Source organism: Paenibacillus sp. plas6, from assembly GCF_057221655.1.
Genome location: NZ_CM170151.1, coordinates 3666197 through 3683427 on the forward strand (window position 1 = coordinate 3666197; position 17231 = coordinate 3683427).

Annotated in this window: 19 protein-coding genes; 11 read left to right on the plus strand and 8 right to left on the minus strand. The window is 40.9% G+C overall.

The genetic code is table 11. The features are described 5' to 3' along the window. Positions 1–2: 2 nt before the first annotated feature. On the minus strand, positions 3–1160 hold the full coding sequence (locus AC2TDL_RS16105) for a COG1470 family protein (protein ID WP_484697083.1): 1158 nt from the start codon (positions 1158–1160) through the stop codon (positions 3–5). 266 nt (positions 1161–1426) lie between these two features. On the opposite strand from AC2TDL_RS16105, the gene AC2TDL_RS16110 reads away from it, so the two are divergent. From AC2TDL_RS16110 to AC2TDL_RS16120, 3 genes are all read left to right on the plus strand, one after another. Next, positions 1427–2047, plus strand: a complete 621-nt coding sequence (locus AC2TDL_RS16110; protein WP_484697084.1) for an RNA polymerase sigma factor — start codon at positions 1427–1429, stop codon at positions 2045–2047. Beyond that, positions 2031–2846: an anti-sigma factor domain-containing protein gene (locus AC2TDL_RS16115; protein ID WP_484697085.1), complete on the plus strand. Its 816-nt coding sequence runs from the start codon at positions 2031–2033 to the stop codon at positions 2844–2846. Before AC2TDL_RS16110 ends, AC2TDL_RS16115 begins: the two co-directional genes overlap by 17 nt. 133 nt (positions 2847–2979) lie before the next feature. Beyond that, on the plus strand, positions 2980–3312 hold the full coding sequence (locus AC2TDL_RS16120; RefSeq protein WP_484697086.1) for a YolD-like family protein: 333 nt from the start codon (positions 2980–2982) through the stop codon (positions 3310–3312). Between the two features lie 80 nt (positions 3313–3392). Here AC2TDL_RS16120 and AC2TDL_RS16125 read toward each other — a convergent pair whose 3' ends face one another. Next, positions 3393–3914, minus strand: coding sequence for a methylated-DNA--[protein]-cysteine S-methyltransferase (locus AC2TDL_RS16125; RefSeq protein ID WP_484697087.1), 522 nt, complete (start codon positions 3912–3914; stop codon positions 3393–3395). 52 nt (positions 3915–3966) lie between these two features. Further along, positions 3967–4119 carry a hypothetical protein gene (locus tag AC2TDL_RS16130; RefSeq protein WP_484697088.1) on the minus strand — a complete coding sequence of 51 codons (153 nt, stop codon included), beginning with the start codon at positions 4117–4119 and terminating at the stop codon, positions 3967–3969. 223 nt (positions 4120–4342) lie between these two features. Between AC2TDL_RS16130 and AC2TDL_RS16135 the strand changes: the two genes are divergently transcribed. Next, positions 4343–4537: a hypothetical protein gene (locus AC2TDL_RS16135; protein ID WP_484697089.1), complete on the plus strand. Its 195-nt coding sequence runs from the start codon at positions 4343–4345 to the stop codon at positions 4535–4537. Continuing rightward, positions 4522–4749 carry a hypothetical protein gene (locus AC2TDL_RS16140; protein ID WP_484697090.1) on the plus strand — a complete coding sequence of 76 codons (228 nt, stop codon included), beginning with the start codon at positions 4522–4524 and terminating at the stop codon, positions 4747–4749. Before AC2TDL_RS16135 ends, AC2TDL_RS16140 begins: the two co-directional genes overlap by 16 nt. 18 nt (positions 4750–4767) lie before the next feature. Here AC2TDL_RS16140 and AC2TDL_RS16145 read toward each other — a convergent pair whose 3' ends face one another. Together AC2TDL_RS16145 and AC2TDL_RS16150 are read right to left on the minus strand one after the other, a co-directional pair. Next, on the minus strand, positions 4768–5571 hold the full coding sequence (locus AC2TDL_RS16145) for a cytochrome c oxidase assembly protein (RefSeq protein WP_484697091.1): 804 nt from the start codon (positions 5569–5571) through the stop codon (positions 4768–4770). Between the two features lie 8 nt (positions 5572–5579). Then, positions 5580–6053, minus strand: coding sequence for a DUF2243 domain-containing protein (locus AC2TDL_RS16150; protein WP_484701234.1), 474 nt, complete (start codon positions 6051–6053; stop codon positions 5580–5582). A gap of 147 nt (positions 6054–6200) precedes the next feature. On the opposite strand from AC2TDL_RS16150, the gene AC2TDL_RS16155 reads away from it, so the two are divergent. Next, positions 6201–7394 carry an MFS transporter gene (locus AC2TDL_RS16155; protein WP_484697092.1) on the plus strand — a complete coding sequence of 398 codons (1194 nt, stop codon included), beginning with the start codon at positions 6201–6203 and terminating at the stop codon, positions 7392–7394. An 87-nt stretch (positions 7395–7481) separates the two neighbouring features. On the opposite strand, the gene AC2TDL_RS16160 is transcribed toward AC2TDL_RS16155, so the two are convergent. From AC2TDL_RS16160 to AC2TDL_RS16170, 3 genes are all read right to left on the minus strand, one after another. Beyond that, entirely contained in the window at positions 7482–7979 is a 498-nt protein-coding gene (locus AC2TDL_RS16160) for a hypothetical protein (RefSeq protein ID WP_484697093.1), read from the minus strand. 207 nt (positions 7980–8186) lie between these two features. Beyond that, positions 8187–8753 (minus strand): HAD family hydrolase, encoded by a 567-nt coding sequence (locus tag AC2TDL_RS16165; protein WP_484697094.1) that lies wholly within the window; start codon positions 8751–8753, stop codon positions 8187–8189. A 109-nt stretch (positions 8754–8862) separates the two neighbouring features. Then, complete coding sequence (locus AC2TDL_RS16170) at positions 8863–11100, minus strand: glycoside hydrolase family 88/105 protein (protein WP_484697095.1); 2238 nt, start codon at positions 11098–11100, stop codon at positions 8863–8865. A 284-nt stretch (positions 11101–11384) separates the two neighbouring features. Here AC2TDL_RS16170 and AC2TDL_RS16175 point away from each other — a divergent pair, with 284 nt between their 5' ends. The 5 genes from AC2TDL_RS16175 (at position 11385) to iolB (ending at position 17231) form a co-directional block, all read left to right on the plus strand. Further along, positions 11385–12395: a LacI family DNA-binding transcriptional regulator gene (locus tag AC2TDL_RS16175; RefSeq protein WP_484697096.1), complete on the plus strand. Its 1011-nt coding sequence runs from the start codon at positions 11385–11387 to the stop codon at positions 12393–12395. 161 nt (positions 12396–12556) lie between these two features. Further along, positions 12557–14419 (plus strand): 3D-(3,5/4)-trihydroxycyclohexane-1,2-dione acylhydrolase (decyclizing), encoded by a 1863-nt coding sequence (iolD, locus tag AC2TDL_RS16180; RefSeq protein ID WP_484697097.1) that lies wholly within the window; start codon positions 12557–12559, stop codon positions 14417–14419. Between the two features lie 14 nt (positions 14420–14433). Then, a complete protein-coding gene (gene iolE, locus AC2TDL_RS16185; RefSeq protein WP_484697098.1) occupies positions 14434–15318 on the plus strand; it encodes a myo-inosose-2 dehydratase in 885 nt (294 codons plus the stop codon). A gap of 62 nt (positions 15319–15380) precedes the next feature. Next, entirely contained in the window at positions 15381–16391 is a 1011-nt protein-coding gene (iolG, locus tag AC2TDL_RS16190; RefSeq protein ID WP_484697099.1) for an inositol 2-dehydrogenase, read from the plus strand. A 12-nt stretch (positions 16392–16403) separates the two neighbouring features. Beyond that, positions 16404–17231, plus strand: a complete 828-nt coding sequence (gene iolB, locus AC2TDL_RS16195) for a 5-deoxy-glucuronate isomerase (RefSeq protein WP_484697100.1) — start codon at positions 16404–16406, stop codon at positions 17229–17231.

The following is a 17231-nucleotide window of genomic DNA, read 5'->3' on the forward strand; positions in this document are numbered from 1 at the left end:
GATTATCTCCTCCCATAACGACGGAACAAGCCATAGATAGCTGCTAATACCGCAACAATAATTGCAACTCCAATCCAACCCCAAAGTACGGATGATTTTACCGTCGCGCGAATCGAAACATCGGCTGATTTTTGACTTGTACTTGCAGAGATGCTCATTGCATAATCGCCTGGCAATGCTTCTTCACTAGAGGTGATAACAGCTTGCACCGAGGCAGTTTTACCTGGCTCTAAGCTTGATATGGTTTTTGGCTCAAATTGAGCTTGCCAGTTAGACGGTGTAATAGAAGATAAACTAATGTCCTCCAATGTAGCTGTACCAGTATTTTCAACAATTAATTCAATGGTTTTGCTGCCGCCAGCTCGAATTGAAGTGCTTAAACGCTCGTCACTTGTTTTTAATGAGATACCGTATGAACCAATAATTGAAACATTAATTGCCGATTCAGCTTGAGTAGCGTTGTTATATGCAGCAATTGGAATATTATAGTCTCCTGCAGCTACTCCTTCAGGCGCAGTCACTTGAATGTTTAAGGTTTGAGTAGCATTAGGCTCAAGTGTAATGGATGAGATATAGTTGCTATTCGATTGAAATCTAACTTCCCATCCATTCTGTGGTGATGCTGCTAGTGCATAAGTTTGCTCCTCAGCAGTGTGGTTGCGAAGTGTTGCGGAGAATGTAAAGCTGGAGCCCGCATAGCCTTCCATATTATCTTGCTCAATTTCAAAATTGGAGTTATATGTGCCTTTTTCAGCGACAACGACACTAAGATTAAGTGAAGCGTCCCCCGCAGTAACAGTAAACTGATATTCTCCTTTATCCACCTGCAAAGGAACATCAAGTTGCAGGTTTAGCGTTTGATAATCTCCTGCTTTAACAGCGATTTGTTGTACTTTTTTACCACCAGTAGTCAGTTCATAATCCCAATCTTTATGCTTTGTTGTAAAGCCGAGATTTGCAATTTGAGTGGATTGAGTTAAGTTAATAAGTTCAATAGAATAGCTAAGAGAATCCCCTGGAGCTGCCGTTAGCTGCCTATAAGCTGTATACAGCTCTAGATTGGTTGCAGCCTTGGCAGGTTTAGAAGATGCAACAAAGCCAGTCAATAGAATTGCGATAGATAGTGCCAGCATCATTGCTTGGCGGCATGCTTTTCGCATGCAAATCCCCCCTGTCAAAAGTTGTTTTCAACTAGTCTATACGACAGGAAAAGGCGACTTGGATTTATTCTTTTTCATATTTTTTTAATTTTTTTGTAATAGAATCAATTTCATAATAGCGATAATTATGAAATCGTTGAGTGATTATTTTTTTTGTTTTAAGATACGAGTAGAATTGTTGCTCGTGTTCTAATCTAAGTAAAGGAGGAAGCCGTTACAGGAAAAGGCTGTAACAAATAGCGATTTCGTGCTGTAACGGATGTGAAATGCTTGATGATAAGCAATATAGTATTGAGCTATTGCAGTCTATTCGTGAAGGCTCTGTTGAAGCCTTTAATGAGCTGTATCGACATTATGTTCCGCTCGTCATGCATATTGCTTTAAAAATTGTAAATGATCGCATGGAAGCAGAGGAAGTTTGTCATGATGTGTTTTTAGAAGTATTGCGCAAGTCGCAGCATTACGACAGCAGCCGCGGCTCGCTTGATGCATGGATTGCGATTATCGCACGCAGTCGCAGTAAAGATTTTGTACGGAAAAAACATCGCCGCGCGTATGTTGCAGCTATATTTGACCATAATACGGAGCTTTCAGATGAAGTGACAGCAGTTGAGGCCGCTTCACCAGAGGCTGCTGCAATGTCGAAGATTGAGCAAGAGCTGCTTCGTGAAGCGCTGAATGAGCTGCCCACTGCACAGCAAAGGGCGATTTATGCAGCTTATTTTAAAGAAAAAACACATCAGGAAATGGCGAACGATTGGAAGGTTCCTTTAGGCACGGTGAAGTCGTGGCTGCGTTATGGGATAGGGAATTTACGTAAGCAGCTTGAGAAAAAAGGATGGCATACAGTGAATGAAAGGAGTGATGCTTATGAGCAACGCCACTGAACAACATGACCAATGTAAAAATGGCTATCGTGAAGAGCAATGGATTGATTTTATTTTAAATCATTTGCCAGTTGCTAAGCGTCAACAGCTTGAGCAGCATCTTCCTGGCTGTATAGCTTGTCGTCAATTAGTAGAGCAATGGGGGGAATTGCTTGGCGATCTAAATGAAGCAACTAATGAAACTGCCTCGCATACTTTAGCAACGCAAAAGCTTGAAGCAGCAAGCAATCCAGCGCATGAGTTATCAGAGAAAAAACTTCGTTCATTGCAATGTCATGTCAAAAAACAAGCAGCTTGGCGTCAATTGCTCCATAAAACTAAGCAGCATAAAATAGCTCTTAGCTCTGCCGCTGCTGTTTTACTGCTAGTTTTTACTTTTATCCATTTTCGGCTATTTTCCGCTAATTCGGATCGACATCTTGACCAATATGTTCAGCATTATGAGCCTGCAGCAATATCCTTTGTCAAGGGAGAGAATAGTGCGCGTTATCGGGTCGAAGCTGCTGAAGGACAAGCGAGCAGTGGCTATATATGGCTTAAACAAGATTGGAGCGAGGCGTTTTTATGGCTGGAAAATTTGCAGCAAATCGGTTTGAATGATTATCAGGCTTGGGCGATTTCAGGTGATCAGGCGAGCAGTCTTGGCATCATTCAACTGGTCGGTACAGAAGGGCATCTCTATATTAGTCCTCCAGCTCCATTACATCCTGCTGATTTTATTACGCTGACTGTAGAGCCTAAAGGTGGCAGTAAAGCACCGACCTCCAAGCCAATTGTGCTAATTGTGAAGCAAAAATAGATTAGAAGCTGTTCAGTTTGTCGATGTTGAATGACTTTCTGGACAGCTTTTTTATCTTGAGCATGAATATTTTTTATGATACTGTAATATAATAGAACGTATGTTCGTGAATTACAGCAGGAGGAGAAACAGCATGAAAATTAATAAATTAACCCCAAACCAAAACTTATTATGGGAGTCGTCGAAAATGATGCTGCCAGAGCATCGAAAAGCGTTACAGCAATATAATCAATCACTTAAAATACGGGAGAAAATTGTGCTTGATGAGCAGCAGCAGGAGGAGATTAACAGATTGCTGCAGCAGTCATTACAGCAGAAGGTACCGCTAATCGTTAATTTATATGATCGCTATGAGCAGCTTCGAATAACAGGGAGAGTGGAGCGAATTGACGTACAGCTTCAACGTTTTAAGCTAAACGGTCAATGGTTTTCTTTAGCGGATGTGGAGCGGGTGGAGCGAGGTTAAGCTATGTATATTGGCTTCAACAATTTCAAGCTAGCTAACCAAACCTCGCAAAAATGATAAGCATAACAACTAGCGCAGCTTTAACTGATTTGCTGCTCTAATTGCAATAGCTTGCTTTTCATGTCAATTCCGCCACGATAACCGGTTAATGTGCCATTTTTACCAATGACACGATGACAAGGAATGACAATAAGCAGTGGATTTGCGCCAATTGCAGCACCAACTGCTCGGACAGCAGACGGTTTGCCAATTGCTTCAGCAATTTGCGAGTAAGTATAGGTTTGTCCGTATGGAATGGAAAACAAGGCTTGCCAAACTGCTTCTTGAAAAGCAGTTCCTTTATACCAGATTGGCATTGAAAAGGCAGTTAAGCTGCCTTGCCAGTAAGCAATGAGGTCATTGGCAAAGGGCTCAAGCTGCTTATCGTTACGAATAAAAAGAGGGGAATCGAAGGTAGCATTTCCCCATCGCTCTAGTTCTGCCCATGAACCGTGGTTAGAGCCAATAAAGCATAAACCTTGCGTTGTCGCGGCAAGATGAATTTTCCAATCCTCGTAATAAACAATGGACCAATATATGGTGGGCATAAAAGCTTTTTTCATAAGACCTCCAATGCGGAAAAAGGCTGCTGATAGTATTAGATAAACGTTGTTGTTAGTTCAGCAGCGCTTTTATTAAACGAACAGCTAAGCGTGGAACGTATACAAGCAGTTCAAGCAACACATCTAGAAAAAAGAGATCAGAATCATGCTGCTTTCTAGCTTTGCGTTCTTGGGCAAATCGTTTATTTTTACGCTTGCGTAACAATTTATCATCACCTCAGATATGAAAACTAATTAAGGCTTTCAAGTTAAGTTTTCCCTGTAAGTTAAGCAATGTGCAGCAGTAAGTAAAATGCACCATAAAACACGTAACAATATGTAATACGTCAAAAAGCATAAGCGGATGCTAAAAAGTGAGGTTCAGGTAAAATTTTTTTAAGATTGAAACAGAACAAATGTTCGTATATAATAAAAGAGGGTGATTAGTGATGAAACAATACATTGGAAAACTGGTGCAATTAATATATATCGACAGTAAAAAGCAAATCTCCATTCGTAATGTGCATATCATTGCCGTAGGAGAGCATAAACTACTTGGGTATTGCCTGCAGGCGAAAGGAATACGCAGCTTTACAAAGGCTGGAATTATTGATATGGAGGTAATCCAATGGAAAGCAAGCTAAGGGATCAAGGAACGATTAGCGAAATGCTGCATCAAGCGATGGAGCTGCGAATTCCTGTATCGATTGCATTGTCAGACTCTATAGAGGAGCTTCGTGTCATAGGTATTATCGAAGGGATAAGTGAGCAATTTGGCAAATTCAAAGTAGAAGATGACTGGTTTTTTATTGATGATATTGAAGGAATTGAACTAATGTATGCTCAGCATCAATAAACAGCAATATTACAAGGCTCACAGTGTCTTCATGCCCATTTTGACTTTATATGGATTAGTTTGTTGATACCATTGCCAGCAAAATATAAACACTATAATGGCATCAATCACATCCCCGCCATAATACATGAGTAATCCGCCCAGCTTTGCTTCCCCTTGCTCAACTCCAAGCGGAGGAGCTAAATAAATATATTTTGCTAATAGGTTATGGGCAGCAGTAGCGAGTAGAAATACAATTGCTCGATAACGAAAGCTGTAATGCTGCGGTGCCGGATCAATATAAATTAGTGATACAGTAAAGACGTAGCCTGCTAAAAAAATATGCAGATGAATAAGCCAATGCAATAGCGAGTTTTGCTGCATGATGTAGAATAAATTCGACCGATAGAGCAGCCACAGGCCCCCAATATTTAAAATGCTGGCTATAGCAGGGTGCGCAACTAAAGAGAATGGCGGGCGATGTAAAAGCTTAACGAATCTCCGCGCCGCTTTTACATGAATAGTTCGCAATAGAAGCGTAAGCGGTGCTGCAAGCACAATAAGAAGTGGACCAAGCATGCCAAGCAAAAGATGGACAATCATATGAATTGCAAAATTAGAATGAGCTAAATGGGCTAATGGACCGACACAGCTTATCGCTACACAAAACGCTCCTAACGCAAAGCATAAATAGCGATGAAAGGGCCATTTTCGCAGATGCCGATAGGAGTTTGAGACAATAGCGAACCCAATATATAGGCAAGTCAAAAGTAGTGCTATAAAGAAAGTAAGAACATCAAGCTTAGCAAAATGAACAGGATCGTTAGAAATATGATTGATCATTGGCTGCCTCACACAACAGTAGTTTTCTTTTTCGCTATTACGAAAAATATGAAGCCAGAAATGAGCAATAGAACTGCAATGATATTCCAAACTAAATCATAGATAATTACGTTATCGACGTAACGAATTTGATGAATACGCATTAGCTTATGCTGAATTGTACCGTCGTAAAGCTGAAAAGCTCCTGCCCCAACTAGCAATCCTGCTAACCATATCATCTTTAGGAATATGTTATGTCTTTTTAAATTAGCTAACCAAAACAATCCGCCAATTGTTGCAAACCAGCTAAAGGCGTGAAGAAATCCATCTGAGATTAAGCCAATTTCGGTAGTTGATTTATCATAAAAATGATGCCAGTGCAAGATTTGATGAAATATAGTTTCATCAATAAACAAGACAGCTCCTAAACCAAAGAGCAATCCAGACCAAAAATTAGCTCGGATACGCTTGATTGTACTCCATCTGCTAGTGACTGTGACCATTGACAGTAATATTCCCTTCTTCACTTCTTGTAGTTTAACAATTGCTTTAAACAATTGCATCTTTATTATCGCCATTTCAGCATAAGGTCAAACATTTTGCTATACTTAAGATTAGTCGAAGTGAAAATGACAACTAGGAGGAGTAAAGTGGCTACATTTATACTAATTATAATTTATTTAGCATTTATTAGCCTTGGCTTGCCTGATTCTTTACTTGGCAGTGCTTGGCCAGCAATGAGTAAAGATTTAGCGTTGCCGCTTGACTCGGCAGGTTATATTTCTATTGCTACCTCAGCATCTACTATTATATCTAGCTTATTTAGTGGGTATGTCATAGAAAGAGTCGGTACTGGACGTCTTACATTAATAAGTGCAGCTTTAACTTCTGCATCTTTATTTGGAATAGCCTATGCTCCCAATATCGGATGGCTGATTGTGCTTGCTATTCCGCTTGGTTTAGGAGGAGGAGCAGTAGATTCAGGCTTAAATAACTATGTTGCAAAGCATTATAAAGCACATCATATGAACTGGTTACACTCATTTTGGGGTGTTGGAGCAACACTAGGTCCAATTATTTTAGCTAGTTATTTAACAGATTCGTTGGAGTGGAGAAAGGGTTATTTTACAATAGCACTGATGCAAGCGACATTAGCAATAATTCTTCTTATTACACTACCAATATGGAGTAAATTAGCTAAAACTGTGCATGTCGATAAAAAATCAGTTGAGCAACAATCTATTAAGGATGCGGCAAGCGGCTCAAATGTATTCAAATTAAAAGGATTTAAAGAAACGATCGCTGCATTTTTATTTTATTGTGCGGCTGAAGCTACGGTCGGTTTATGGGGAGCAAGTTACTTAGTGAATAGTAAAGATATATCTGCCGATAGAGCTGCGGAATGGGTCGCGTTATATTATGCAGGAATTACAGTAGGACGTTTTATTACAGGGTTTGTCACCTTTAAAATGAGTAATTTAGCGATAATTCGCACTGGTCAAATTACCGCATTAGTTGGAGGGGTATTTATTGTATTTCCAGTGCCTGAGCAGTTAATTTTGGCAGGATTTATTCTAATTGGTTTAGGCTTAGCTCCGATCTTTCCTAGCCTAATCCATGAAACACCTAATCGCTTTGGTGAGCAAAATTCAGCTAAAATTATAGGCTACCAAATGGCTATGGCATATACAGGAGTTGCTTTTTTACCTCCGCTTTTTGGTTTTATTGCAGCTAAAACATCAATCTCAATTTTCTCGGTCGTGATTGTATTTTTTATTGCCGCAATGTTCTTACTCGTAGAGAAGGTTAATTTCGGACTGCAATTAAATGAGAAAAATAACTAGTTGTAATGCACGAAAATAAAAAGGAGAATGTCTGAAAAAATAGCGCCAGACGTTACTCCTTTTTTTGCTATAAGCATTGTGATTGAACTAGCATTTATAAGCGAGGATGCTAGCAGATGGGAAGGAACCAAATGTAAATGTAGGCCAAATCCAGCCAACGGTATTACCCAGAGGATTAGCGGATGTGACAAACATTAAGAAGACTTGCCCATTTCTTAACAAAATAATTGTCCATCTGTTATCGCAGCCTGCTGCAAATGTGGCAGCACCGCTTTGTTGTAATAAGGTTTGAGCCTGTGCAGGATTTTGCGATGCTGTTTGGAACAGATTAACAATATTTTGCGGCGGTGGTGGAGGTGTGGAGCCGCCAGGTCCAGGACCAGGGCCAGGAGGGAATCCGCCGCCAGGTGAGAAACCTCCAGAACCTGGAAAACCACCTGGAGCTGGTGGGAATGGGAAAAAGCCACCTGGAGGAAAGCCGCCGCCAGGGAAAACAGGACCTGGAAATCCAGGTATTGGACGCCGCGCTTGATAGCCGCTATTACATGGATAATTTGAACCATCAGATGAGTCGTTATTATGCATTATAAACCTCCTCATATTAGTTAGCCTTGCAGTAAATTAGTCAAAACAATATATGTGATAAGGAAATAATAGGTGCAAATATCATGGAATAATGGGGGAGGTTTAGATACAGGAATGAACAAAAAACGCCTGATCCCCTTAATAATACAGGGATTCAGGCGATTGCTAGTAATATGCTAGTGATAAAAGGATAACTAGTTATAATTTCTAAACCAGTTTTTTCGCAGGTTTAATAGGCAAGCCATGCTCTAATCTAGCATTAAGCTCCTCGGCTAACGGAATGAGATCCATTGGTGTAGCAATAGTATAATCAGGAACCTCAGTTTCGTCTGCAGGTATTTTACTATAACGAGAAGTCCAGCTCATATGAACGCTTGTTATGCCCATAAGATTGGCTCCTTTAATATCGCGGCTTAAATTGTTGCCGACCATAATAATTCTGCCAATATCCTCATCGGTTAGCTCTAAAGAGCCCATCGCAGCTTTAAACATTCGCGGACTTGGCTTTAATGCTCTCACTTGCTCGGAATAAGTTAATGAAGTGAAGCAATCGTATATCCCGTGTTGCGTAAAAGCGTTTTTGAATGATTGAGCTAGTCCGTCAGCTACAATTGCTAATGTAAAGCCTCGCTTGTGCAGTTCCTTTACCATTGTATCAGCGCCAGGAATAACTTCAACTGATAAGACAAGTTCAGTATCTCCTTCATATACTTCCGTAGCCTCATTCATTAATGTATCCCCGCTATCAAGAAAGATAATTAGCTTTTTGCTCATAATATACCTCCTAGTCAAATTTTATTGTTTCAAAAGATACTTATTTCCGAACTAAGAGCATTTTCCAACGTGCAAGCCATAATGTTATAAATCAACGCCTAAGATGAGTTTACTTTCTAACAGACTCCTCTGCGTATTGACGCAGGCATTGTATTTCTACACCTGCTAGCATCATAATTCCAATTCCGTGGTTATCGTTAACGACTGTACGTAAGTCATACATATAGTAATCTGGAGCGAAGGAATAACGAGAGCCGCTGCACACCTTATAAACTGCACCATGTCGATCGATTGCTAAAGTCGTTAATCCGTCCCATGCTTTTTCTACAATAGTGCGATAATACTGAGCTTGATCTAACCAGCCATAGCGAATTCCACGGGCAATGCCATAAATAAACATTGCAGTGCAGGAGGCTTCAAGATAGCTGTTATGCTCATTAATTACTTGATGCCATAAGCCTGATTCATGCTGATGCTTTACAAGACCTTCTACAAATTTGCGAAAGAAGTCAATTAATGTTTCATAATGTTGATGATTAGGCGGCAGTACAGCTAAAAGCTCACTTAGTGAAAATAATACCCAGCCGTTGCCGCGTCCCCACGGCACTCTAGTTGCTTTATTATATTTAAAGTCATATACATGAGACATCAACTGCTCATCTTCCATAAATAAATAAGAGCGATAGAGCACAAATTGCTGTGCAGCCAAATCTAGCGCATCAGGCCGATTAAATAAGCGTGAATAACGAACAAGAAATGGGGTGCTCATATATAAATCATCTGCCCAAATCGTATTAGCAAAATATTCTCCTTCATTTTTACGATAGAAGGCACCATCTTCCTTGCGTTCTAGCTTATTCATAATAAAATCAGCGATATGATGAGCAATAATTGCAGCATTTTCATCACGCGTAGTTTCATAGGATTGAAGCATTGCTGAACCAAAGGAGCCGCAATTATCTAGCATTTTCATTAATACAAGCTGATGATTAATGCTTGGAAAGCCATAACGTTCAAAATCCCAAAGTGAGTAATTATACCAATCCGTACAAATGGTAATATGGGCAAACGCATATTGACGAATATCATCTCGATTTAACATATCAGCAGTCCGCTGCAAACCGTACATTGTAACGCCCAGCGGGTAATCCCAACGAGCAAAGTTGCTCATTGTACCAACTGTCCACTTATTGCTTAACATAGCATTCTCATAATATGGACGGACGACGTAATCAGGTGCATCAAGCTGCCAGTAAAACAATTGACCATCAATTTCAATTAGCTGATGGGGCTTAAAGCTTTTATCTTCTAAAATCGGTGCGCTGCTGGAAAACGGACCTAAATAGAGCCATTCTCCCTTATGACCAAGCAACGAAATAGGGCATTTAAGGCGGAGCTCTTGCTGATTATCATCTAATAGCTTAAGCTCAAAGCCCCAACCTTCACTTGAGCTTGCTGACCAAACGAAAAGCTGTTGAACACGGGCAGCAGTTAACGCTACTGACAGCTTATATTGACCAGCTTGCTTTGCTGAAATGACAAGCTGCTCATTTAGCCAAACTTTGGTCGGACCGTTAGCATTAAGTTTTATATCTACCGTATCAGAATGAAGCGGACGCTCAAAGCAACTTCTTGCATAAGCGGCAAAATTATTCTCTTTCTCAGTTTGCTGTGAAAAAATGCGAGTTAGGTTACGCTCGCTTGCTTCGGCTGGGGTCCAAGCTGTACGCGGATACCAGTGAAGACCTGTCTCTGTTTCTGACGCAGTCCAGTTAGGAAGCTGCCCATCAGCAAATAATGGCGACTGACAAGGCTCGGAGTATACCCAACCTGCTTGACCTTCACGTTCAGCGAATGGTGATAGAACTTGCAAAATTCTCACTTTAGCTTCCTCTGCACCAAAATAACAGCCAAAGCCGGCTACCGTTTTACGGGCTTCAATAAATAATGTGTTCCAGCCCTTTGTTAAAGTTAATGGAATGATAGCGTTACCATTTTGCAGCAGCTCTTCGACTACTGAAGAGCGATAAATCTCTTTCTCATTGTGGTAGAGCTTAATCGGTCCTAATGGATAAAGTTCAGTATTGAGCGAGCGCTCTTCATCACTCCATACGAGACAGAAGGCATATACATAGCTCCCATTAGGCGCTTTTTCATATCGCTGCGTAAAGTCTAATGCATATAAGCCTTGAGCATTTTGCATAATTCCCGCTGTTGAAAAGGCACGGTTAATAAAAGGAATTGGAGGATTAGCGCCAATATAACGATTGGCTACAAGTTCTAAAATTGCAGTATTATCAGTTCCAAGATTGTATTTTGAGCTTTCCTTCCATTCAAAATCTAGCATGAAGCGACTCCTCTCGTTGTATTGTCACTAAAATACTAAATAAAGATTACCAAGGATTTGTGAAAAAGCATCTATAAATTAAGACAAAGATGGTTAAGCGCTTACCTTATATTGTAAGAGCTAAATGCAAGTTAAGCAATAACTATTTTCAAATAATAAACATTTGGAGTAAGATAGGATATTAAGAGATGACAATTAACATCATTGTAACGTAAGCAGCGATGGATGACGTCGTAATTGATCGTAATTGGAAGCAAATTTTTATTTTTTAAGGGGAAAGAATTATGAAAGTTACAATATATGATGTAGCCGCACGTGCTGGAGTATCCATTGCTACTGTCTCAAAAGTATTAAATAATACCGGTCGAATTAGTGAAAAAACAAGAAAGCTTGTTTTGCAAGTGATAGAGGAGCTGGATTATCAGCCAAGTACAGTAGCGTCTGCCTTATCAGGGAAAAGCACGTATACGATAGGACTTACATTGCCGGATCTAGCCAATCCATATTTCGCAGAAATTGCGCGATCGATTGAGAACCAAGGCCGTAAATATGGGTTTAATGTTTTTATTTGCAGCACGGATAATGAGCCTGAAAAGGAAGAAGAGTTTTATCAGCTTTTTATGAAAAAGCGGGTTGACGGGATTATTATGGTTTCGCGTGACAAGCAAAATGATATAGTAAAAAAAATCGTCAGCGATAAAATTCCGCTTGTGATGATTGCTAGAGAATTTCATACTGCTCCGATAACTTCAGTTATGGTTGATGATTATTTAGGCGGATTACAAGCAGGTCAACATTTATTGGCGCTAGGGCATCAACGAATCGCAGTCATTGCAGAGCATTTATCAGAGCTTGGCAGTAAAGAACGGCTGCGCGGCTGCAGTGATGCAATGCTTGATGCAGGAATCGAGATTGATGAAAAGCTTGTTATCGAGGGCGGATATACGCTTGAATCTGGTAAACAAGCGATGCATGCTTTACTAGCGATCGATCCAAACATTACTGCAGTATTTGCCTGCAACGATATATTAGCGATTGGGGCTATTCAAGCAATTCGTGAGGCGGGAATGCAAGTGCCAGGTGATATATCCGTTGTTGGCTACGACAATACGATTTTAGCTACCATTATCGATCCGCCATTAACTACAGTTGCCCAACCAATGGTTGAAATCGGTGAACGTTCTGTTAACTCATTAGTCGAGCAAATTCAAAGCAAACAATTGGTTAGACAGCGAGTTGTATTAATGCCTGATTTAATCGTACGCCGCTCTACAGACAAAGCAGCAAAAAAATAAAAGAACCAGCTATTTTTTCTTTCACCACTTAATAAAAATGAGTGTGTAAGGGAAAATAGCTTTTTTTTGTGTTGACATGAAGAATGACTATGCGTTACATTTAAGTTAAGGGTAAGCGCTTAACCATCGTTTTTCCTATTTTATTAAGGTGAGGTGTGGTAATGAAGACGGTTAGACTTACAATGGCGCAAGCGTTAGTGAAGTTTCTGCATCAGCAATATGTTGAGCTGGACGGTGCAGAATATAAGTTTTTTGCTGGAATAATGGGTATATTCGGGCATGGCAATGTCACAGGGATCGGTCAAGCCTTAGATCAGGAGCGTGACGGTTTGCCTTTTATTCAAGGGAAAAATGAACAAGGAATGGCTCACGCAGCGATCGCCTACGCGAAGCAAAGTAATCGCCTTTCCACCTATGCTTGTACTTCATCGATAGGTCCTGGTGCATTAAATATGGTAACTGCAGCAGGTGTGGCAACTGTCAACAGAATACCGTTGCTATTACTGCCTGGTGATATTTTCGCAAGTCGCGCTCCAGACCCTGTTTTACAGCAAATCGAATATCCAATGGATTATACCGTGTCTGCAAATGATGCGTTTAAACCTGTCAGCAAGTACTGGGATCGGATTCAGCGCCCAGAACAATTAATCTCCTCTTTAACTCATGCAATGCGTGTATTAGTAGATCCTGCTGAAACAGGAGCAGTGACGCTTTGTCTACCGCAAGATGTTCAGTGCGAGGCATACGATTATCCAGCTTCAATGTTTGAAAAAGTAGTGCATCGAATTGATCGGCTTGCACCAGCAAATGCTGCGATTGCTGATGCTGTACAATTAATTAAGCAAGCTAAGAAGCCATTAATCATTGCTGGCGGTGGAGCGCATTATTCACAGGCTTTAGAAGAACTTCAACAACTGGCGGAGCTTTGCCATATCCCAGTTGCAGAAACACAGGCAGGGAAAAGCGCAATGAGCTGGAAACATCCAATGGCTGTAGGAGGGGTTGGCGTAACTGGTACCGAGGCAGCTAACATATTAGCAGCAGAAGCGGATGTCATTATTGCAGTTGGTACGCGTTTAGCTGATTTTTCAACTGCCTCGAAAACAGCTTTCCAACATCCAAACGTTAAATTTGTTAATATAAATGTTTCTCGATTAGATGCAGTAAAATCTACGGGAGTTTGTGTCGTAGGGGATGCTCGTTTAACGCTGCAACATCTTATAGCAGAATTGAAAGCGATTTCTTATCGTTCAGCATATGAGCCTAATTATATATCATCACTGCAGCAATCATGGAATACCGAGGTTGAACGGTTATATGATGCGGAATCAGAGCTAGGCTTAGTGCAAACAGCGGTGCTTGGCGAGGTGAATCGCTTTATCGAGGAAGATGCGATTATTGTCTGTGCCGCAGGAAGTATGCCTGGGGATTTACATCGAGTGTGGCGTACCACTCAGCCAAAAACCTATCATCTAGAATATGGCTTCTCTTGTATGGGATATGAAGTGAGCGGCGCCTTTGGCGTAAAGCTAGCAGCGCCTAATCAGGAGGTATATGCACTAGTAGGAGATGGAAGCTATTTAATGCTGCATTCTGAGCTGCTTACTAGCATTCAGGAGGGAGTAAAAATCACGATTATACTGCTTGATAATCATGGCTTCCAATGTATTCATAATTTGCAGCGCAGTCATGGCAGCAATAGCTTCGGCAATGAATTCCGTGCCCGCAGTGAGAACGGCATGCTTGAAGGCGACTATCTCTCAATTGACTTCGCCGCGCATGCACGCAGCATGGGGGCGGTTGCTTATACAGCGACAACAAAAGAGGAGTTGCGTGAAGCATTGAAACAAGCGAAGCAGCAAACGAAAACAACGTTAATCCATATTCCTGTTTTACCTGGAACAGGCACACAAAACTATCGCTCTTGGTGGCAAGTAGGCGTAGCCGAAGTATCAACACAGCCAGCAGTACGGAAGTCATACGAAGAATATAAGGAGCAGGTTAAAAATATTAAACAGCTCTAAGTTAGGGGGATATTATGGCAATTTCCTTTGGTATATCAGCGATTAACTGGGTGAATGAGGATATTTTATCATTGGGTGATCATTATACAGCAGATCAAGTTTTATCGGATATGTCTAGTCTTGGCTTCAAAGGAACGGAATTTTGTCGCAAGTTTCCTAGAGATGTAGCAAAATTAAAGGCTTTGCTTGACAGCTATGGGATGGTACTTAGCTCGCAATGGAATTCAGTGAACTTTAGCGATGAAAGCAAAAAAGCAGCATCACTTCAAACGTTCAAAAAAAGTGTAGATTTTCTTGCAGCAATGGGCTGTAAGCATGTAGTGACCTGCGAAAGTGGAAATCAGTTTGAGGATTTAACAAGCAATAAGGTAACGGTTGAAGAGCTTACTGATGCTCAGTGGGCGTCCTTAATCGATGGTTTACATCAAGCAGGACAATACTGCAGGGATAAAGGGATGAAGCTTGTTTACCATTATCATGGGGAAACCGTGATAGAGAAGCCGCATCAAATTGATCGCTTAATGGCTGAAACAAACCCAGAGCTTGTTCATCTGCTATATGATACAGGTCATGCTTATTACGGCGGTTATGATCCGCTAACGCTGCTGCAAAAGTATTATGACCGTATTGCTTATATTCATTTGAAAGATATTCGCCAAGCTCAACTCGATGAACTTAGAGCATCAGGGCTTCGCTTTAGAACAGGTGTGCAAAGAGGAGTATTTACGGTGCCTGGCGATGGCTGTATTTCATTTGCTCCAATAGCAGATGAGCTAATCAAACGAGGCTATAATGGCTGGATTATTATTGAAGCAGAGCAGGATCCTGAGGTAGCTAATCCAGTAACTTATGCACAAAAGGCAATCAAGCATTTACAAGAAATCGGACTGATGAAATAACGTATCTTTCTAAAGTTAAATGAGCGCAATCATTATTTCATTCTATTAAATAGGAGAGACTTATGACAGCGAAAATTGGAGTAGGTATCGTCGGGTTAGGACGAATCGGAAAACTGCACGCAGAGCATATTCAGCGACATAATAGCTTTGAATTAATAGGCTTCTCTGATGTGTTCTTAAACGATAGTTTGAAGGAGTGGGGGAAAGATCTTGCTATCGTATCAAACGACTATATGGACCTAATTAAAGATGAGCGAGTGCAGGCTATCTTTATCTGTTCACCCACGAATACACATATTGAAATTATTAAGCAGGCAGCATCTCATAAAAAGCATATTTTTTGCGAGAAGCCTGTCAGCTTCCACTATGAGGATACAAAAGAAATTTTGGAGCTAGTTGATAAATCAGGCGTTATCTTTCAAGTAGGCTTTAATCGTAGATTCGATCATAACTTTAGCAAAGTTAAAGAACATATTGTTAACGGCGAGATCGGACAGACGCAAGTAGTGAAAATTACGTCACGCGATCCAGCACCGCCGCCTGCAAGCTATATTGAGGCATCAGGCGGAATGTTTATGGATATGAGCATTCATGACTTTGATATGGCGCGCTTCTTATCTGGCAGTGAGGTTGAAACGGTATACGCAGAAGGAGCTGTATTAGTCGATCCGCAAATTGGTCAGCTCGGTGATATAGACACTGCAATCATTACCCTGAAATTTACGAATGGTGTGCTTGGCGTTATTGATAACTGCCGCAAAGCAGTGTACGGATATGACCAACGTGTTGAAGTATTAGGCGATCTTGGCTGTGTGAGTGCAGAAAATGATGTACCGACTACAGTTAAAATTAGCACGAAGGAAAAAATTTCAACTGATCATCCAAAATATTTCTTCCTTGATCGCTACATCGATTCGTATATCAGTGAAATTAATGACTTTGCAAACAGCATTAAAAACGGAGTGAAACCATCAGTTTCTTTATACGATGGGCTTCAGGCGGAACGAATTGCCTTTGCTGCAAAAAAATCATTGTTAGAACGTCGAGTCGTTCATATGAACGAGGTAGAATAGGAGGTTGCCGGGATGAGTTCATTAATTGTTCCTTCTACGAGTACAACGGGTTTAACTGTGCAGGTGACACCTCAGTCGGCTGGATGGAGCTATGTTGGCTTTGAAGTATATAAGCTAGCGAGCAATGAGCAATTAAATTATGAAACGGTGGACCAAGAGGTTGCTGTTGTTGTCATGAGCGGTATTGTCTCCTTCAAAACAGCTACTAATGAGTGGAAAAATGTTGGCAAGCGAATGAGTGTATTTGAGCAAATTCCTCCTTATTTGCTCTATGTTCCGCCATTAGATGTAATTGAAGTGGTAGCTCATACGGATGCAGAGCTTGCATTTTGCAAAGCTCCAGCTAAAGGTGAACTTGCAGCTCGCTTAATTACACCTGAGCAAATTAATGTTGAGGTGCGCGGTAAAGGAAGTGCGGAGCGCTACATTCATAATCTGTTGCCTGAATCAGAGCCTGCGGAATCATTGCTAGTTGTAGAGGTTTTTACCCCAGAAGGTCACTGGTCAAGTTATCCGCCTCATAAACATGATGAGCTGGACTTACCGCATCAATCTCTGCTAGAAGAAACTTATTATCATAAGGTTTCACCAGAGCATGGCTTTGTTATTCAGCATGTGTATACCGATGATCGCTCCTTAGATGAGTTAATGACGGTGAAAAATGATCAGGTCGTTTTAGTGCCAAAGGGATATCATCCTGTGTCTGCTCCTCCTGGTTATCGCAGCTATTACTTAAATGTAATGGCTGGACCAGTGCGTACATGGAAATTCCATAATGACAAGGCTCATGAATGGATTTTTGATACATGGAAAAGTGATGCAGAAAAGGAGGAGAAATAA

Bases quoted from the DNA above. Each gene is read 5' to 3' on its own strand.
- AC2TDL_RS16105 (WP_484697083.1), bottom strand. From the start codon at position 1,160: ATGCGAAAAGCATGCCGCCAAGCAATGATGCTGGCACTATCTATCGCA.
- AC2TDL_RS16110 (WP_484697084.1), top strand. From the start codon at position 1,427: ATGCTTGATGATAAGCAATATAGTATTGAGCTATTGCAGTCTATTCGT.
- AC2TDL_RS16115 (WP_484697085.1), top strand. From the start codon at position 2,031: ATGAGCAACGCCACTGAACAACATGACCAATGTAAAAATGGCTATCGT.
- AC2TDL_RS16120 (WP_484697086.1), top strand. From the start codon at position 2,980: ATGAAAATTAATAAATTAACCCCAAACCAAAACTTATTATGGGAGTCG.
- AC2TDL_RS16125 (WP_484697087.1), bottom strand. From the start codon at position 3,914: ATGAAAAAAGCTTTTATGCCCACCATATATTGGTCCATTGTTTATTAC.
- AC2TDL_RS16135 (WP_484697089.1), top strand. From the start codon at position 4,343: ATGAAACAATACATTGGAAAACTGGTGCAATTAATATATATCGACAGT.
- AC2TDL_RS16140 (WP_484697090.1), top strand. From the start codon at position 4,522: ATGGAAAGCAAGCTAAGGGATCAAGGAACGATTAGCGAAATGCTGCAT.
- AC2TDL_RS16145 (WP_484697091.1), bottom strand. From the start codon at position 5,571: ATGATCAATCATATTTCTAACGATCCTGTTCATTTTGCTAAGCTTGAT.
- AC2TDL_RS16150 (WP_484701234.1), bottom strand. From the start codon at position 6,053: ATGGTCACAGTCACTAGCAGATGGAGTACAATCAAGCGTATCCGAGCT.
- AC2TDL_RS16160 (WP_484697093.1), bottom strand. From the start codon at position 7,979: ATGCATAATAACGACTCATCTGATGGTTCAAATTATCCATGTAATAGC.
- AC2TDL_RS16165 (WP_484697094.1), bottom strand. From the start codon at position 8,753: ATGAGCAAAAAGCTAATTATCTTTCTTGATAGCGGGGATACATTAATG.
- AC2TDL_RS16170 (WP_484697095.1), bottom strand. From the start codon at position 11,100: ATGCTAGATTTTGAATGGAAGGAAAGCTCAAAATACAATCTTGGAACT.
- AC2TDL_RS16175 (WP_484697096.1), top strand. From the start codon at position 11,385: ATGAAAGTTACAATATATGATGTAGCCGCACGTGCTGGAGTATCCATT.
- iolD (WP_484697097.1), top strand. From the start codon at position 12,557: ATGAAGACGGTTAGACTTACAATGGCGCAAGCGTTAGTGAAGTTTCTG.
- iolE (WP_484697098.1), top strand. From the start codon at position 14,434: ATGGCAATTTCCTTTGGTATATCAGCGATTAACTGGGTGAATGAGGAT.
- iolG (WP_484697099.1), top strand. From the start codon at position 15,381: ATGACAGCGAAAATTGGAGTAGGTATCGTCGGGTTAGGACGAATCGGA.
- iolB (WP_484697100.1), top strand. From the start codon at position 16,404: ATGAGTTCATTAATTGTTCCTTCTACGAGTACAACGGGTTTAACTGTG.